Genomic DNA, 18195 nt, shown 5'->3' on the forward strand with positions numbered 1-18195 from the left:
GAATACTGATTCACCGACAACGAAAAGTCTGTTCCAGAACGGAACAAACTTTATATTTCTTCATTACGACCGAAACGCCGCATCCGCCAGCATAGATAGCGTTGCATCATCTCATCCATCGGCGGATTGTGTAGTCCTGCTCTGACGTTTAAATAATAGCGATGAAGCGGATTTTTTTCTGATAAACTTTTCGCCCCTACGATGCGCATTGCTTTATCTACAATAGATATTGCCGCGTTCGTTACAACATATTTCGCAGCTGCTAGTTCGGCTTGCAATGATAATTTATCTTCTGCCTCATCGTATTTTTTCGCAATTTGATATAAAAAGACGCGAGCTTGCATAAGCTCAAGTTCTAATTCTCCAACTAATCTTCTAACATTCGGTAATAAACTAATAGAATGATTTAAACTATTTGGCTTGTATGATTCCGCAAACTGAACCGCATAATTTCTTGCCGATTGTGCGATTCCTAAATAACATGCTGGTATATGAAGTAACCAGCCAATCCCCTTAGCTTTAACCTTTGAACCCTTTATATCAGTGAAAAAGCGATCTGGTATCTCTACATTTTGTAAAACGAGATCATGGCTCGCAGTTCCTCGCATTGCGATACTATCCCACGTTTCTTCAATTGATACGCCTATCGTATTCTTTGGAATGACAAACTCTCCGATTTCTTCCTGGCCTTCAACACTTGCTGAAATGATAAAATAATCAAGTACTGGCGCCATTGTCGTAAACGTTTTTCTTCCATTTATAATCCACTTCTCACCTTTTTTGACAGCTAACGTCTCTGGTTTCCCGCCGCGCGTAGGACTACCTGTATTCGGCTCTGTCGCTGCTCGATTAAAAAGCGCACCATTACGCACTTCTTCACAAAACCAAGTGAACATTTCCTCATTCCAAGAGCGATTTTCAGCTAATTCCTTTACAATGCCCAGGTGCCATCCAATTGATAATGCGGTAGCACCGCAGCCTTCTGCTATTTTCTCTTGAAATAAAACGAAGTCATATAAAGAAATCGCATTGCCTCCCAATTCTTTTGGTAACGTTAATTTCGTATATCCGATATCTTTCAAATTATTAATATTTTCATACGGAAATGATCCTAATTCACTTAGTTGATGCTCCCTTTCCATGAACTTCGGAATCAATTTATTTATTTTCTCAATAACTAAAGATTGTTCTTCTGTTTCAACAAATGAGAGTGCCATACATAATCTCCTTTATGTTCGATTCATAAACCGTTCATTTTGTCATTATGATTATATGAAGTTACCTCTCTATTGTTTCACTATTCCGATAAAAATACAATGCTTTTGAACAATAAGAAAAGTTCCTATATGAAAGGATAGGTTCTTTTCTTATATTAATCCCCTTTCAATGCCTTTAATGGCAAAGAGGTTACATATCCAATATACGAGCATAATTCTTTAAAAAAGAAAGGGATTTCTGTATCTAACGTTTTATACGCTGACGTTGGAGTTGGTGATGCATACGCTTCAATTTTAAGATGTTTTGCAATTTTCATCGCACGTTTCATATGAAGTGGATCACTCACGATCGTATATGTGCGTATTCCATTCTCTATCCCAACTTGCTTTGCATTCTTTAAATTCTCCTCTGTGAAAAGAGATTTTGTTTCAATTAAAATATCCTCATCTTTTACACCATGTTTCAGTGCATACACTCTAGCAGTACGCGCTTCCTCAAGCTCTGCCTCAAACTTTGTACCACCTGTGAAAATAATCTTTTTAATATTACCGTTCTTATATAAAGAAATTGCATGATTAATTCTTTCTTTAAATACAGGAGATGGTTTTCCGTTCCATGAAGCTGCTCCCAGCACGATACCAGCATCTGTCTTCACATCATCATCTGTTTTAAAGCGATAACTCCAAATATCGTAAGCTGCATAACTTACATATAAAATAATAGAACAAATCATAAGCAAGAATACTTGCAAGATTCTTCTTTTCTTACTTTTCTTATTTTCTTTCATTTATAACTGCCTCCGTACATCATCCATACTTCTATATAAAAACGTATATATCAAATCATTTTGTTTGAATTTGTTTAAAAGAAGGAATTTTTCTTGTCATATATATTCATTAAAGGGTTTTCATTTAAAATTGAGGATTATCAATTCATTTTTCGTTTGCGGTTTCATTACATTTGTATAATTTATAAGTTTATTACCATACAACTACATTGTAACGAATTTTTTATCATAATGGAATGATGAAACAAAAGAAGTAACTGTTTTGTAAGAAAAAAGGTATATTTTTCATCTTGACGATCAATACACCTTTCTTAATATGAATTATCGTTTTTCTTTATACGACTCTAATTTTTCTAATAACCGTTCTTTTACAGCTGGCCATTCACTTGCAATAACACTGTATACAACTGCATCTCTAACATGTCCACTCGGCAATTTTCTTTCGTTTCTAAGTACACCCTCTTTTACTGCGCCGAGTCTTTCAATTGCTCTTTGTGCTTTTTCATTTCGGGCATCCGTCTTAATTTGTACTCTCCGCATATGCAACTTTTCAAAAGCATATTGTAATAACATATACTTACATTCTGTATTCATACTCGTACGTTGTACACTCGGGTCATACCACGTTTTTCCTAACTCAACAGTCTTATCTTCCACTGAAATGTTATATAAGCGTGTACTTCCTACTATTTCATTCGTCTTTTGATCCACAACAACAAATGGCAAATCTTTACCTGCCCCATAAGCTTTTATCGCCTTTTGAACATATTGCTGCATATCTTGAACAGTATCCATTTTAGAGATTAAATACGCCCAAATATCTCGATTTCCTTCCACGATTGAAAACATTTTTTCGACATCATTGCTATCCATTAACCGTAACTTGGCTCTTTCGTGAATAATTTCCATTTATTACCCCTCCTCTCTTGTAACTATATCATACTACCTTAAATCGTTTTATATTTATATAAAAATATAATATACCTTTAAAATAAAGGTTTATCCCAAATACCTCGTAAACTGTATTTTATGATAAATAAAAATGCGATGCCTTTTATTCAAGCATCGCACTCATAAATTGAATTGAAATTTACTTTTTTTCCATTACTGCAAAATAATTATTTTCGCTATCTGCAAAATTAAATATTCTACCTGAAGGCATATTTACAATTTCTCCGACTGTAACTTTTTTGTTTACTAAATCGCTATATAAACTATCGAATTCTTTTGAGAAGAACATTAAGGAAGGTGTACCAAGATTTAACTCAGGCTGCATTTTAGCAATTAGCTCCTTATTATGGAGAATAATACTTGTTTCAGCTTCTTTAGTTGGAGCAATTTCAATCCATCGCATTCCTTGACCGTTATCTTCCTCTGAAATTACAATAAATCCTACTTTTTCTGTCCAGAATTCCTTCACTTTATCTTGGTTATTTACATACAACATAATTTGACCAACATTATTAATCATCTATTTCAACTCTCCCTTACAAAAATTTTTATTAAACCCAATGTTTTAAACTTTATTATCACCGAAAATAAAATTACGGTATAAAAAACTATTTCAGCGACTCCAATCGCTCATTCAAACGATCCCAAGTTTCGGTGATACCTTGTAGCATGCCCATGTCCATAACACTCTTAAGTGCCTCTTTGTTAGCATATTCAGCACGGTTTATTAGCTTTGTCTTTCCACCTAAATCGATGAATTCCAATGTCATCTCCGTTGACGGCATAGAATCATTTACATTGCCTTCAGCATCTGAAAAGTAATCAGTATAGACAATTTTCTCTGGTTCAATAATCTCTTTATAGACTGCTTTTCCCCATGATTCCATACCAAAAAATTGCTCCAAGTTCTGATTGACACACTTCATACAGTAGTGCCAAACGCCTCCCGGACGGAAGTCGACAGTACATGCCGGAATTTCCCAGCCTCTTGGCCCCCACCAATGTTTCAAATGCTCTGGTTCTTTAAACATACTGAATACTAAATCGCGCGGCGCATCGAAAACGTGCTCCAGTACTAATACCCGATCGTTCTCCACTCTTGATACCATTGTATTGTTTGACATGTTAATTCCTCCTTAAATATGAACTGATTTTATGACTTTTCCTTGTTTTGCAATTCCTTCAAATACTCATCTAAATTATCGAATCTCTCTTCCATCACACGCTTAAATGACTGTACCCAACAATCAAGCGCTTGGAAAGGTTCAGGTCGTAACTTATAAATCCGGCGATTAGCTTCAGCTTGCACTTCCACAATTCCAGTATCACTTAGCACCTTTAAGTGTTTCGAAGTTTGTGGCTGCCTTAATCCCAGATGATCGGCAATTTCCCCAACAGTTAGAGGACCGTCACGCAACAGTTCAACGATATTCATACGATTCGGTTCAGATAAGGCATTCAGCGTCGCCACGTTCACACCCGAAATTTTCTCCGACATATCACTCACCTCGTTAAGTGATGGTCTCCGGTTATAACACATTAATATCATCACTAATATTATCGTCTTGTTGAATTGATTATATCCAAATGAGAATATTCCTGTCAAGGAATATTCAAAAACTAAATTCACACTAAATGTGACTTTCATTTTGAAATAAAGTAAAACTTTAATTCGTGTTTTTTATTTCTCTCCACTGATTATTATCTCGCACGAATTGCGATTTTACGATAAATAAAAAAGAAGTCATTTGAATCAAAATGACTTCTTTTCTGTTTGAATAAATATTAACTTTTATTAAACAGATCATATTTTTCCATGCTCTATTACTTTATCCCTTTTAACCTCACTTAACCTAATTCAATTTCCCTCAACATCTCTTCCTTAGGACCAAACATACGAATTCCTTGTCGAATATACTCTTCCCATATAGGGTGTGAAAGCTCATCAATAATAGTTAATATCGTACCGATTAAATAAGAGAAATAAGAAGAAAATACAACATTTGGTTCTAATAACATTAGTTCTCCTTTTTTCTGACCATCGATTATTACTGAAGAAATACTCTCCTTTGATTCCTCCCAAAAAACGAGTATTTTACTCATTATTTGTGGAAATTGATCGTGATGAGCAATTACATATTGTACTAATCTTAAAGAACTACTTTATTGAATAAAAAATTTCATTTGTTCATATACCATCTTTGAAATTCTCTCTAATGGTGAACCATCGAATTCATGAACTAATAAGAATAGTTTTCTAAAATCTTCAAAAGGTGCTAATACTGCTGCTTCAAACAATTTCTCTTTACTTTCATAGTAATATGCTACACTACCAAAGCTTACTTCTGCCGCCTCTGCTATTTTAGACATAGTAGTCGGAAAATGGGGCAATCTGCTCTGTTAGGTTGATAGGCATATGGAGGTACCTATTCAAGGGAAAATCTGGATAAACCCCAATAAATACTATATACTAATAAACGGGAGGGGATAAAAATGCTAGATCAAATCACTTGGGGAACGCCAGCCAGCTTATTATGCTTAGGATTCTTTTTTGCAGGGTTAGGAATCTTCTTAAGAAGTATTACGTCATATACGAAAAATAAATAAAAGTTCAAAAAAACACAAAATTTTCGTTTAGAGGATACTTTAAAATCTTAGGTTGATGGGCTTGCAGATTGCCCCCAAAACAAAAAATTGTACATTTTCACCTGGAGATATAAATTTTCTCGTTTTGGGGTATTTGCTTTTCTTAGCTTGATAGCCATGTGGGAACACCCTGCTTTTAATAAAAAATAACAAACAAAAGAATCCTTCTTTTTACAGAAGGGTTCTTTTTATAGCTTTATCTTTTTAAAATAATAATTTTCAATTCTACTTTATTTATATTTTTCCAGCTTTCCCCTTTCATTACCTATACCTTTATAAAGTTAACATGATTTTGATGATACTTTTCCTTTTTTAAAGCAACAAATAAGCAATCGGCGTAATAATAAGCAACGTTAATATCGTTCTCTGTACATATAAAATAATAAGTTCAGATACTTTTAACGGAATATCTGTTGATAATATACAAGGGATTGATGCGGAGAAAAACAAAATAGATGATTGGGTAGGGACCAAAATGACTGCTCCGGAACTAGACCAACCTTGGCAAACACCTCAAGGAAAAACCGTAAATGGATACAGAAATACACATACGATTATCATAACTGGTGTAGATGATCACTTTATATACTATAATAATCCATTAGACGGTAAAAAGGATGTACCCACATCAAAATCTCGCTTTGAGTACAGTTATAACCAAATGGGTAAAAAGCTTTAAGTATCGATTAATAAAAAAGCCTATTTTGATCATATGATTCAAAATAAGCTTTTTCTATTACCTCTCATAATCATCCACAATCACTTGAATCACACGATACGATTCTTCAGCTACTTTCTCATTACTATCCCTATTCGCATCGTATGTAATTAACGCCTTCCAAAGCGCCCATCCTCTCGCTCTATTCCATGTTTCTTCATCCATACGTAGTACTTTTTTAAATACCTTTCTACTATTCTTATCAAAAAATGTCCATGCCATCGCTGCATCACAAGCAGGGTCTCCTACTCCTAAAATACCAAAATCAATTACGGCACAAAGCTTTCCATCTTTAACAAGTAAGTTACCCGGTGCAACATCTCCATGGACCCAAACTGGTTTGCGGTCCCATGTTGACCTAAGTGCTAAATCCCAAAGATGTTTTAATAATGTCTCATCAAAAACATCCTTATTATTTTCAATGGCTACTCTTGCCTCTTTATCGTATACAGATATAAGTCCGCCCCGGTAAAAATTATGCGCTCCAGCTATTGGTCCGTTACTCGTATCAATTGATTGCAATTCTACTAGAAATGAACCTAAGTCCGTTGCAAATCCTTTTAAGTCACGAACATTTTCTTTCGTAACTGTTTCTCCCTCTATCCACTTATTAATAGACCAGGACCACGGATACTCTTCAGACGGATTTCCTTTTGCAATTGGTGCAGAAATTGGTAAAGAAAGTTCCTTACTTAATATAGGAAGCCACTTGTTTTCTTTCTCTACTTGCGGTGCATATGCTGCAGCGCTTGGTAATCTGACACTCATCTGATCTCCTAAATGAAACGTTCTATTATCATGCCCGCTAAGCTTTACAGGCTTCACTTCTAAATGTGCCCATTCAGGCAACTGTTCCTGTATTAACTTCTCAACTAAACTTACGTTAATTGGATTCATTCACTTTCTCCTTTTCTTTTGAAATTTACTAAGCCCATCCGTACTACCGATATACTCAAAATCACATCGCTTATAAAAATCATTCAACAGTTGGTTATGCCCAACACAATCTAACTTCAAATACTCTTTATCACTTTGTACATTCTCTTCTACCCATTGTAAAATCCATTCTCCTATTCCATTCCCCTTATACTCCCGCTTCACCGCAAATCTATGAATATATAAAGAATCAGAAACTTCCTCTTTACCAAAAATACGTTCATCCCATTCATTTTGTTTAGGAGATACTGTAACCGTACCGACAATTTCATCTTCCTTCGGAACAACATACGTATATTTCTCGCTTATGCCTTCTAATATTTCAGCTGTAGCTTCTCCTCCTAAAAGATACTGCCATTGATTCACTTCTTTATGTTGTAGCCACTGTGCTACTTCTTTTAATAGAGTGATAATGCTATTACTTTCTTCTTCTGTAGCAATTCGAATTGTATATTCTTTAACTGTATTTCTCTCCATATTGCGTTCTCCTTTCATATTACTACCATACTGACAAACGCGTTCTACCGTCATTTTCATCTGTAACGTATTCAACATAAAAACCTTGATTCAGTGCATTTTCATACATCAACTCAATCGCCTTTTGATTTTTCGCATAAATTTGTATGTAATCACCATCCGCCACTAGCACGACTACTTCGCACTTACTCTCTTTAAATTCTTCATATGTTTCAACCTCTTCTAATACTTCCCCTTTTGGATATGCTTTTAAATCTGCAAAAATGAGATAATATATGTTGTCTTTTATTAATTTTTTAAATTCTAATCCATTCATTATTTTTTTATCTTCCGAAAATAATTCTGACCCTAGGCCATCACGCACTATTAAATAAGATTCCTCATTTTCCACTCGCCAATCAAATACAGTAATATCCACTGGTTTTAACACTTTCCAAAGTAAATTGCTGTATTCATTTGGAATATCTACAAAAATGCCTCTTTTCATTTGTTTGCTCCTAGCTTATTTATTTTCATTTTCGTTCCATACATTATATACCAAATTCAACTACTATATTTTGTCGATACTCTTTGTAACTTGTATTTCATCGCAAAAAAACCGCCCCACTACTAATGAAACGGTTTCCTTCTACTTGTATTTAAGTATTTCACTCAATTACTGCACTACGTTTTAAACTAATTTCTAATATATTCACCACATCAACCATTCATTTTTCATATTCACTTCGCCTTCACAAAATAATATAAAAACCATACCGCATGATTTTGTTCATCTGCAGCTATTCTGCGCAATAAATCTTTCATATGTGCATCCGATGTTTCATCTGAAATTCCCAAATAAAAATCTACTGTCTTTTGTTCATCTTGTATAGCAAATTCTAATCCTTGTAAGTACGTATTAGGACATCCTTCATTGATCTGCGGTTTAGGCTGCTGACCAGTTAAATTCGTATAGATTTGTACAAAATTTTGAAAATGCCTTATTTCATCATTACGAATTTCAAGAATTTGATTTCGTTCTGCCTCGTTTGGAGCCATGGTAGCTAATTTAGCATAGCAGCTTATAGCGCTATACTCTCCGTTTATAGCTTTTTCAATATCACTTATCAACTTATCATTCTGCCTATAACAATCATGATAATTCGAATTATACATCGTATCCCCTCCATAATTTCGCATAACATTTTATGCACTTTGAAATAGTAGGAGCATGTATACAAAAAAGAACCGCAAATACTAATTCTTCAATCACCTTTAAAATATTGAAAAAGCCTATCTATCGCTGCTTAATTTCCTTATCAATTCATAATGAATTCATCAAAAAAACGCTTCACTACAAGTGAAACGTTCTTTACCTTTTAAGCGCTTAATTCAGTTTTATGTTCCTTTATTGCACTACGCTTGAAAGCCGTTACTAAAATGATAACCATACTTACCACACCAATCCAAACGAGCACAGTAACAGGTGTACTCCAGCTTAACCCTTTTCCAAAGAAGAATATTTCTCTAAGTCCTTCGATCATAAATTTCATTGGTAACCATGAGTAAATCCAATCTTGATAAAACGGAGACAACATTTCAGGCGCTAATGATAATAATGGTGCCCCGAAGAATAGTAAGAGTGCGAATAAACCGATACCTTTTAGCCCAACTAATGAAAGTACCGCCGCTATCATTAAGAAGAAGCTAAAAGAAGTGATGGATAAGAATAGAGCCGTATCCCTGAAGTTTGAAATATTTAATCCTACCATGCCATCCGCGATCCATGTTAGACCAAATCCAATTACAAGCGCCGCGATAGCTCCAGCTAATATTTGTTTTAGTTTTAATACAAAGTTTTCTTTTCTTGTACCTACCGGCATTTTGCTAATCGCAATAAAGATGATTGCTGCGCTCGCTAAACTTGCGATCCATAACGGTTGGAATAACGAAATTGGCGAGTTACCGTTTGCACTATTTTTTCCAATTTCATTCACATTCGTTACTTTCTTTGTAATCGGTGTTACTAATTTCGAAACTTGATCAGTTGTTAAAGTAGTCCCTTTTGCTTTAAATCCTTCTAGTAACTGCGTACGAACGTTATTGTTCATATTATCAACTACGCCATTTAACATTTGCCCTGCCATAGTTGAAGCCGCCGTATTCATTCCTTGATTTATTAATATTTCTATCTCTGGCGAAGATGGCTGTGGTGTTCGTAGCGATGCTTGTTTTACGCTAAAGTCTTTCGGAATGACTAGTGCTGCGTAATACTCTTGATTATTTAAACCTGTTTGAACAGATTCCTTATTTTTTACTTCTACCCACTTTACCGCAGGTTCTTCATCTGATTTCGATGTTTTTTTAATAGTATCAACGATTGTTTGCCCCATATTCATTTTAGCTTGATTCGGAATTTCCACTCCTTGATCCTCATTTACAATTGCGATTGGCAAGTTTTTCGGCTTAGGTTGAACCGTTGGAAATAATGTTAATGAAAAAATAAAAACAACAAGTAGTGCAACAACTGGTGATAACAATAAAAGTTTATTTTTAAACATATTCTTTTATCCTCCTATAATTTGATTTATAATAACCAACAACGTGTTGTTTATTTGTATTTTGAATTATATGTTTGAGTTAAATCTTATACAATAATCAAAAATCGTGAATGTGTCGGTTAAAAGACACTTTCTTTAAATGTGTTGGAAAAAATTAAGGAGGGACATGCTTTGCGTGATAGTAATTTAGATTTACGTGTTATTCGTACGAAAACTGCCATACGAAATGCATTGGTGGCGTTAATTGAGGAAAAAGGTTTTGACGCCATTACAGTGAAAGATATTACTACGAAAGCAAACATAAACCGTGGTACTTTTTATGCACACTATCAAGATAAATTTGATTTAATGACAAAATGCCAAGAAGAAATTATGTATGAGTTTTCTAGCATCGCCAAACAGAAATTTCCGGAAGTTATTGCTGAACTTGGATCAAATCCTTCTCCGACAACGCCGTTTGTACTTATCACTTCTATCCTTGAATTTTTAAACGAAAATAGTGATTTTATGAAAGCTGTACTAAGCCCAAAAGGAGATTTATCTTTCCAAACAAAATTGAAAGACTTCATGTGGAAAACACTATTTGAAGATACGAATGGCGCTCTCATTAATAAGGAAAATTTACTTGTTCCAAGTCAATACTTAGCTTCTTATATGGCATCTGCTCATATAGGTGTCATTCAGCAATGGTTAAATAATGGACAAAAAGAAACACCTGAGGAAATTGCTCGTATTTTATCAACAATCGCAGTTCATGGACCTTTTTATGCAGCTGGCTTAAAAAAATAAGCTTAACTGCATAGAAATATGCTTTAATCAATCTGAACATCAACAAACTTCTAAATGAAATATATGGCTGAGTAGTTACTATTATTATTAATAACTTGAAATTTATGTTCCTATGAAAAAAGCTGTTGAAAGGAATCCTCTTCAACAGCTTCTCCATTATTAACGATATAAACGAACTGCACCTGCAGTATTATCATCTGCTTGTCCAACTACTTCAAATTTCAATCCAAACTTCGGTACTTTACGTCCTGCATCTGGGATTAAATCGTTCATATACAATTTAGAATCATCAAACTTCGTTACACCTGGTAACCCTTTGTAATCATATGTTCCGCGTGTTGGAGATACAACTTTCCATGCTGGCGTTTGGTTAAAGGAGAACGCAGCATCTGCGATTTGGTATCGTGTACTATTTTTAACAGTTGGTTTGCCGTTTAGCGTTCCAACAATTGCCTCTGGGTGAGAGTCAACAACCCCTAAGAAACCTTCGCCTGGATGCATACCAACCCAATTATCTGTAAAGCTAGAGTCTGCATACCATACAACAAGACCTGTATTATACGGTACACCACCGCTATATTTTAACGCTTGATCAGCACCAGCGTAGTTTCTCCACTCTAAATAATAGTTATGTTTCTTCTTATCAAAACCGTTTGCTGTAACGAAACCATTTAATTTTAATTTCGCTTCGCCTTCTGCATCATCAGAGAACACAACATTTCCATCTACAGTTAATGTAGCGTTATCAAGAGTAAAACCGTTCGGTGCAAAACCACCATCTGTAATGTATTCGAATACTAGTTTTACTTTTTGACCTTTAAATTGGCTTAAGTCATATGACTTATCTACCCACTTACCATCCGTTGTGTCTAGACCATTTTTCACATTCTTTTCGCCAATTCGATCCACTAACGTTTTCTTATTATCTTCTGTCACTGCATGTACTTCAAGGAAGTCATAATCTGTTTCAATTTCATACAATGATTTGTAATCAAACTTCGCCATTGTTGCATTTGTTAAATCAAACACTGGCGTTTCTATTGTTGTATGAAGATTATCACCTTTTGTACTATAGTAATATTTCTTACCGAATGCAGGTTGAATACCTTTTACATCTTTATCTGGTAAGTTAACGCGAATCAGACCAGGACGAGCTGATTTCGTTACACTTTGATCTAAGTACGTCGCAAAACCTATACCGCGATTTAATTTATCATAGTCAATCTCTACAATATTTGCCCAGTTTCCACCCATGTTCTTTTGAAAGAACTCTTTGTTTTGCGGAGAGAAACTCGGTGGCGTTGAACCTGCAATTTTACCAGCCCAGCTGCCGCCGCTCATAACAGACCAAGAATTAATTGGCTCACCTGATCCTGAGTACTTCGTATCATACTCATCTGGAAGACCTAAATCATGACCAAATTCATGTGCGAATACACCAACTGCTCCGTCTTCTGGCTCAATTGTGTAATCGTATGCTGCCATTTTGCCGCCCCAGTTATCAACTTTTGCTTTTGTTCCTTCAATTGGATATGGTGTTCCAAGGTTCCAGCGATGTGACCAAATTGCATCATCACCTAGTCTACCACCGCCTCCATCTTGCCCAACTCCAGCGTGAATGACCATTAAGTGATCAATAAGACCATCTGATTCGTTTTTATTGCCATCACCATTATTGTCATATTGATCGTATTGGTCAAATTCAGATAAATCAATACCACTTTCTACAGCTGCATTTAATGCCTCTTTTACAAAATCACGAGGTCCTTTTGGTCCTTTATTATCATGACCGCCATCTCCTGCATCTGCACCATAATCCGCTGCTGTACCTGGAACTGTCAACCACTTTGTTACTGTCCCATCGACTGTATAACTACCACCAGATTGCTCTTCATAATATTGTTTAAATGTTGGGACTTTTGAACCATCAAAAAGTGTAAACGGCTCATTACCAAATAACATTTTTTGATAATGTTCTGGATTAAAATCATTTGAATACATATAACCTGGTACTTGATCAATATTGTTATGCTTAAAGTCAGCAAACTCTACTAGCAATACAAGAACTTTATCTTTACGAACATCACCGTTATATTGTTTTTGCTTCGCTGAATTAGTTGGTACTTTGCCGTTTAATCCCCCTTTAACCGACTCTTGTCCAACTACCGGGCCACTAGCAGGTTGATCAGCTTTTTCTTTCGCATCTGCTTTTGCATCTTTAACTTTTTTCAAAAAGTCAAAGGCTTCTCTCGAGACACTATCCCCCGCTGCTGGTTCTTTTCCAGCATTTTCGCCTTTCTTCTTCTCTACGTATTTTTCAACAGCTTTTAATGTGTCTTCTTTCGACGTAGATTCACTAATTACACCGCGTTTCTTGAGCGCATCTGCTAAACGCTCCTCTGGAATTAAATTTTCATCAATTGGACTTAAAGCTCCTACATTAGAAGGCGTTGCCGCATAAACAGATTGACTACCAAATCCAAATGTGCAACTAAGCACAGCTGTCGCCGCAAGCGTAGACAGCACTTTAAAAGGCTTTTTCTTCATCCCCATTCCTCCCCAATATTAAATACGTTACAACGTTTATATAATAAAGAATATTCTAATAATTTGCAATATACTGTCTTAATTTGTAATATTTTTGAAAATATTCTTTGTTTTAGATTGGTATACATTCTGATTCATCGATATTTATGGTTGCTTCTTGCATGTGAATTAGAATCGTGGCATGTATGTTTTCTTCTACGACAAGGACATCCAAAGAAATCCAATCCATATGCTCATTTTTATTTTGATCTTCAGTTTCAGGTGATAGCAGTTGGCTTAAAAAAATAAAAGATCATCCACTACATATAGTGAATGATCTTTTTAACTACAGTATCTCAATATACCCTTCTGTTCCATGTACCCGAATTCGTTGCCCGTCTTTTATTAGTTTTGTAGCATTCTCTACCCCGACGACTGCTGGTAATCCATATTCACGTGCAATAACTGCTCCATGTGTCATGAGTCCACCAACTTCGGTGACTAACCCTTTTATAGATACAAACAATGGTGTCCATCCAGGGTCAGTAAATGCGGTAACTAATATATCTCCATCTTCTAAATTCGCATCTTCCATGTTTAAAATAACGCGAGCTCTCCCCTCTATAACTCCAGAAGAAACAGGCAGGCCTACAATCGCTTCGACCGGGAGATTTTCTCGTTTGTACTTCCCTGTAATGATTTCTCCATCAGACGTAATAACACGTGGGGGCGTTAGTTTTTCATATAATTTGAACTCATTTTTTCGATTATTGATGACTTTGTAATCTAGTTTATTTGTACAAACAACTTCGTGAAGTTCTTCAAAAGTTAGATAGTATATATCTTCTATTTCATTAATAATGCTATTTTGCAAGAGTTTCTCGGCTTCTTTTAATATTGCCTGCTTATATATGAAATAGCGATTAATCATGCCGTACTTTGGATATTCACGATAACCGATAAAATTCCGGATGTTACGAATCATTCGCTTCGTCTCTTCTATTTTTTGTTTACCATCCGGCAAGTGCTGCAATCGCTCTAATAACTCTTCTTCTTTTTTCAAAGCTTCCTGCAGCCCTGCTTCAAATTTCCGTTTACCAGCACCAGTTTCAAAATCTCTTATGTTATTTAAAATCATCGGGATAATTGTAGTTGGCTTTTCACTCCAGCGCGTTTTTGTGATATCGATTTCTCCGCTACATCTCATTCCGTATTTATTCAGAAAAGCATAGATTGCATCTTGTGCTTTATCCCCGCCTTCAAACTTAACTAGCTCATCTAAAAAACTGTCATCTTCTATATGCTGTAAATAAGCAATGACTTCTGGATATGGCCGAATCACATCTGCAACATCCAATAATGCTAGACCCATTTCCGACGTAATATTGTTTTGTACAGATTGTGAAAGTGTGTCTGCTACGTTTTTTTCACCTAGCCATTGCTCCATCTTTTCATTGATCCATGATGAAGCATTCATACCTGCCATAAGGACAGCCATACTTTGCGGGTGAAATAATATTTTCTTTAATTGCTGGATATCTTCTAAAATAAAATCAAGTACAGCCAGCCCTGATTTCGTTTGAATGTTTTGTTTTAACTCTTCGATCGATGCTTGACTATTCTTTATTAAATCCATAACGATTGCCGGATCGTTTTCGATTTGTGGTTGTGAACTTGTAGGTGGCATACTTTTACCAAGACTCTTTTCTTTTACATCATCCGGTAACAATTTGATAAAATCATCTCGCTCTATTACAGTCGTTAATGCATCTTTAATAAGCGGCTCCGAGTTCCCTATTGTATTTAATAAAAGTTCTCTACTAGCAGGCGAAGCCAATCTTTGTGCAACATCAACAAACAACCTTCCTCCAGCTTGAAACCTCGGTCCAAAGGATGTTAACTGGAATAAAGACATTCCTAACGGCTTCAAAGGATCGGTCATCATTTGTTGGTGACCAACCGATACATACACATGATTTTCCTGATCATTTGCTTCTGGAATTGGATATAAAGTCGTTATCGGCCTGCTTTGAACAATATAAAATGTGTCATTAACTAAACACCATTCAATATCTTGTGGGCAGCCAAAATAAGCTTCGATCTGTCTTCCAATCTGTGCTAGTTGTAATATTTGTTGTTCCGTAAGCGTTTGAATCTTTTGCTGAGTGAGATTGATTTGTTTCGTCTCTGTTCCGCCCTCTTTTAAGGCATAGATAGCCAATTTTTTAGTTGCGATCATCTTCTCGGCGATTTCGCCTTCTTTTACTTTATAATTATCGGCAGAGACCAGTCCTGATACTAATGCCTCGCCAAGTCCAAAACTGGCATCGATCGATAACACCTTTCGGTTACAAGTAATCGGGTCAGCAGTAAATAAAATTCCCGAAGCCTGCGGGAAAACCATTCTTTGAACGACAACACATATAGAAACTTGGCTATGTTCAAAACCATTTTGCATGCGGTAAATGACTGCTCGATCTGTAAATAAAGAAGCCCAGCACTTTCTTACATGCTGCAAGATTGCTTCTTTTCCGATGATATTTAAATACGTATCTTGTTGACCAGCAAATGAGGCATATGGTAAATCTTCAGCAGTAGCGCTAGAACGCACTGCATAAGCATGTTCATTTCCAAAACGAGAGAGATAATGAGCCACCGCTTCCACTACATCAGAAGGGATTTCTACTTCCATAATGGTTTCTCTGATTTTCTTACTGATTTCACCAATTTGATCTCGGTCCTCTATTTTCAATATTGTTAATTGATTCAACAAAGCTTGAAACGCTTCATTTTGTTCGATGGCCTTTTCATACCCTATCGTTGTAACACAAAAACCTTCTGGCACTTGAATCCCTTGAATGTTTGATAATCCCCCTAAATTCAATCCTTTTCCACCAACGAGCGAAAGCTGTGTTTTTTCTATTTCCTGAAAATCGAGAACGAAAGAACTCATTTAACATCTCTCCTTACTGTTCATGTGCTATTGATTGTAGCAGTAGTAAATGAGAATAAACAGTCTATTTTGAACGTGATTTACATGATATAATTAAGTTAGGAAGAGATAATTATTTTTATTCCCCCTCTAATTCACTTCAATTACATCACCAAACTTAAACATTCTCTTATTACGAAAAACATCAGTACATATAATCGTCTTATTTAATGGATGAATATCAACTACTGTTATGTAATTTTTATATAAGTAGCCACCTCTGTAATATGTAAACAGTGTGTATGTTCAATTTCACGACCATTACGACAAAAAAATCACCAACTTCTTTACGTACAGGAAATCGGTGATTTTTGTTTAAATAGTCCCTTAAGGAACTATCAGTTTTTTGTTATGTTCAGATTTTACAAAACTAGTTTCTTATACTCATCACATATGGATACATTGGATCTCTTAATTCAAAGTCATACGTTTCTCCATTCACAATTCCTACCACCTTCTCACTATCATATAAATTGAGTAAGAAACCGGCCATTTGTTCAGCTGTATGGAACTTAGGAACAACATTATCATATTCAAAATTATCAACATCATAAGACCGTTTTGCAAATTCGGTCTCTGTAGCAGCAGGAGCCAACACTTTTGCTTGCATTGCTGCTCCTTTTTCTTTTAATTCTTGTGCTAGACCTTCTGTAAAGGCACTTACATAGAACTTTGTCGCGCAGTAAGTCACAGCATCGGCAACAATCCTATATCCTCCTCCTGAAGATATATTGATAATTTGAGTTCCTTCAACATCTGCATAATCACGTACATAAAGAGAGGACAGAACGGTTAAAGCCTCAATATTCAAGTGAAGCATCGTCTCAATTTTATTTAACTTTTGCTCCCCAATGGAAGCAAAGTTTCCAAATCCAGCATTATTAATCCAGGTTTCGATTTGATAAACCTGAAGACTTTCATAGAATTCATAAACATTTGCAGTAACAGATAAGTCAACGGTTCGAATGACAACATCCAGGTCTGGATTAATTTCAGCCACTTTTGACTTTAACTTTCCTAATTCCTCCTTTCTGCGTGCTGCTATAATTAAGTTTTTTCCACGAGTCGCAAAAGCAAGAGCGGTTTCATATCCAATTCCTGAGCTAGCCCCTGTAATAACTGTATATTTCATATAAATCCCTCCTGAATTTTATCCAATTGATTTAATTGTAAACGAACTATGAGTTGATTATAATGATTAGAGTAAACTCTAAGTCAAGAAAAATTTATATGGAGGTTTCTTATGTACACTATTGGTGAAGTGGCTAAAATGTTAGAGATAAGTACATATACATTACGGTATTACGAAAAAGAAAAAATTATAATTCCTGTTCGTAACATTAACGGAGACAGACGATATAACGATTCACATATTAAATGGCTGCAATTTGTTATCAAGTTAAAAGAAACACAAATGCCAATTGCGAAAATAAAGAAGTATGCTGCATTAGCTTTGGAAGGAGAACATACCACGACAGAGCGTTTAAATCTTTTAGAAGAACATAAACACTCTATTAAGGAACAAATTAGAACGTTAAAAGCTGCGGATGAGATGCTTGAATATAAAATTACCACTTACAAAGATTTCATCAATAAACGAGATTAAATACAGGTT

Annotated in this window: 18 protein-coding genes and 3 pseudogenes; 3 read left to right on the forward strand and 18 right to left on the reverse strand. The window is 35.4% G+C overall.

The features are described 5' to 3' along the window. Nucleotides 1–63: 63 nt before the first annotated feature. The 9 genes and pseudogenes from MHI07_RS14375 to MHI07_RS14415 form a co-directional block, all read right to left on the reverse strand. Nucleotides 64–1217: pseudogene (locus MHI07_RS14375) on the reverse strand (acyl-CoA dehydrogenase family protein). A 155-nt stretch (nucleotides 1218–1372) separates the two neighbouring features. Next, on the reverse strand, nucleotides 1373–2005 hold the full coding sequence (locus MHI07_RS14380; RefSeq protein ID WP_088078866.1) for a YdcF family protein: 633 nt from the start codon (nucleotides 2003–2005) through the stop codon (nucleotides 1373–1375). 321 nt (nucleotides 2006–2326) lie between these two features. After that, a complete protein-coding gene (locus MHI07_RS14385; protein WP_061675630.1) occupies nucleotides 2327–2914 on the reverse strand; it encodes a GNAT family N-acetyltransferase in 588 nt (195 codons plus the stop codon). Between the two features lie 181 nt (nucleotides 2915–3095). After that, on the reverse strand, nucleotides 3096–3476 hold the full coding sequence (locus MHI07_RS14390; RefSeq protein ID WP_002161255.1) for a VOC family protein: 381 nt from the start codon (nucleotides 3474–3476) through the stop codon (nucleotides 3096–3098). A gap of 88 nt (nucleotides 3477–3564) precedes the next feature. Beyond that, nucleotides 3565–4080, reverse strand: a complete 516-nt coding sequence (locus tag MHI07_RS14395) for an SRPBCC domain-containing protein (RefSeq protein WP_340824602.1) — start codon at nucleotides 4078–4080, stop codon at nucleotides 3565–3567. A 29-nt stretch (nucleotides 4081–4109) separates the two neighbouring features. Continuing rightward, nucleotides 4110–4454 (reverse strand): ArsR/SmtB family transcription factor, encoded by a 345-nt coding sequence (locus MHI07_RS14400; RefSeq protein WP_340824604.1) that lies wholly within the window; start codon nucleotides 4452–4454, stop codon nucleotides 4110–4112. A 350-nt stretch (nucleotides 4455–4804) separates the two neighbouring features. Then, nucleotides 4805–4975: a hypothetical protein gene (locus tag MHI07_RS14405; protein ID WP_002161252.1), complete on the reverse strand. Its 171-nt coding sequence runs from the start codon at nucleotides 4973–4975 to the stop codon at nucleotides 4805–4807. Between the two features lie 144 nt (nucleotides 4976–5119). Beyond that, on the reverse strand, nucleotides 5120–5326 hold the full coding sequence (locus tag MHI07_RS14410; RefSeq protein ID WP_002161251.1) for a TetR/AcrR family transcriptional regulator: 207 nt from the start codon (nucleotides 5324–5326) through the stop codon (nucleotides 5120–5122). Between the two features lie 588 nt (nucleotides 5327–5914). Further along, nucleotides 5915–6082: pseudogene (locus MHI07_RS14415) on the reverse strand (YjiH family protein); the annotation flags it as partial. On the opposite strand from MHI07_RS14415, the gene MHI07_RS14420 reads away from it, so the two are divergent. Further along, nucleotides 6078–6281: a hypothetical protein gene (locus MHI07_RS14420; RefSeq protein WP_340824607.1), complete on the forward strand. Its 204-nt coding sequence runs from the start codon at nucleotides 6078–6080 to the stop codon at nucleotides 6279–6281. The pseudogene MHI07_RS14415 and the gene MHI07_RS14420 overlap by 5 nt on opposite strands. 57 nt (nucleotides 6282–6338) lie before the next feature. Here the strand turns inward: MHI07_RS14420 and MHI07_RS14425 are convergent, their stop codons facing one another. From MHI07_RS14425 to MHI07_RS14445, 5 genes are all read right to left on the reverse strand, one after another. Continuing rightward, nucleotides 6339–7217: an aminoglycoside phosphotransferase family protein gene (locus MHI07_RS14425; protein ID WP_340824609.1), complete on the reverse strand. Its 879-nt coding sequence runs from the start codon at nucleotides 7215–7217 to the stop codon at nucleotides 6339–6341. Continuing rightward, nucleotides 7218–7733, reverse strand: a complete 516-nt coding sequence (locus MHI07_RS14430; RefSeq protein ID WP_340824611.1) for a GNAT family N-acetyltransferase — start codon at nucleotides 7731–7733, stop codon at nucleotides 7218–7220. It abuts the gene before it with no gap. Between the two features lie 22 nt (nucleotides 7734–7755). After that, on the reverse strand, nucleotides 7756–8220 hold the full coding sequence (locus tag MHI07_RS14435; RefSeq protein WP_340824613.1) for a DUF2691 family protein: 465 nt from the start codon (nucleotides 8218–8220) through the stop codon (nucleotides 7756–7758). A 233-nt stretch (nucleotides 8221–8453) separates the two neighbouring features. Beyond that, the gene (locus MHI07_RS14440; protein WP_340824615.1) at nucleotides 8454–8888 is read right to left on the reverse strand and encodes a ferritin-like domain-containing protein; all 435 of its coding nucleotides are present in this window, start codon (nucleotides 8886–8888) and stop codon (nucleotides 8454–8456) included. A gap of 203 nt (nucleotides 8889–9091) precedes the next feature. Then, nucleotides 9092–10273, reverse strand: a complete 1182-nt coding sequence (locus tag MHI07_RS14445; protein ID WP_088078869.1) for a YhgE/Pip domain-containing protein — start codon at nucleotides 10271–10273, stop codon at nucleotides 9092–9094. Between the two features lie 171 nt (nucleotides 10274–10444). On the opposite strand from MHI07_RS14445, the gene MHI07_RS14450 reads away from it, so the two are divergent. Next, a complete protein-coding gene (locus tag MHI07_RS14450; RefSeq protein ID WP_340824617.1) occupies nucleotides 10445–11062 on the forward strand; it encodes a TetR/AcrR family transcriptional regulator in 618 nt (205 codons plus the stop codon). A 159-nt stretch (nucleotides 11063–11221) separates the two neighbouring features. Here MHI07_RS14450 and MHI07_RS14455 read toward each other — a convergent pair whose 3' ends face one another. From MHI07_RS14455 to MHI07_RS14470, 4 genes and pseudogenes are all read right to left on the reverse strand, one after another. Beyond that, nucleotides 11222–13609 (reverse strand): immune inhibitor A domain-containing protein, encoded by a 2388-nt coding sequence (locus tag MHI07_RS14455; RefSeq protein ID WP_340824620.1) that lies wholly within the window; start codon nucleotides 13607–13609, stop codon nucleotides 11222–11224. A 325-nt stretch (nucleotides 13610–13934) separates the two neighbouring features. Then, entirely contained in the window at nucleotides 13935–16541 is a 2607-nt protein-coding gene (ppsA, locus tag MHI07_RS14460; RefSeq protein ID WP_340824622.1) for a phosphoenolpyruvate synthase, read from the reverse strand. A gap of 129 nt (nucleotides 16542–16670) precedes the next feature. After that, nucleotides 16671–16817 (reverse strand): annotated as a pseudogene (locus MHI07_RS14465) (YolD-like family protein); the annotation flags it as partial. Between the two features lie 133 nt (nucleotides 16818–16950). Next, nucleotides 16951–17712, reverse strand: a complete 762-nt coding sequence (locus MHI07_RS14470; protein WP_340824625.1) for an SDR family NAD(P)-dependent oxidoreductase — start codon at nucleotides 17710–17712, stop codon at nucleotides 16951–16953. Between the two features lie 111 nt (nucleotides 17713–17823). Between MHI07_RS14470 and MHI07_RS14475 the strand changes: the two genes are divergently transcribed. Beyond that, nucleotides 17824–18186 (forward strand): MerR family transcriptional regulator, encoded by a 363-nt coding sequence (locus tag MHI07_RS14475; protein WP_002110648.1) that lies wholly within the window; start codon nucleotides 17824–17826, stop codon nucleotides 18184–18186. The last annotated feature ends 9 nt before the right edge of the window (nucleotides 18187–18195 follow it).

The organism is Bacillus sp. FSL H8-0545 (genome assembly GCF_038006105.1).
Lineage (GTDB): Bacteria > Bacillota > Bacilli > Bacillales > Bacillaceae_G > Bacillus_A > Bacillus_A cereus_U.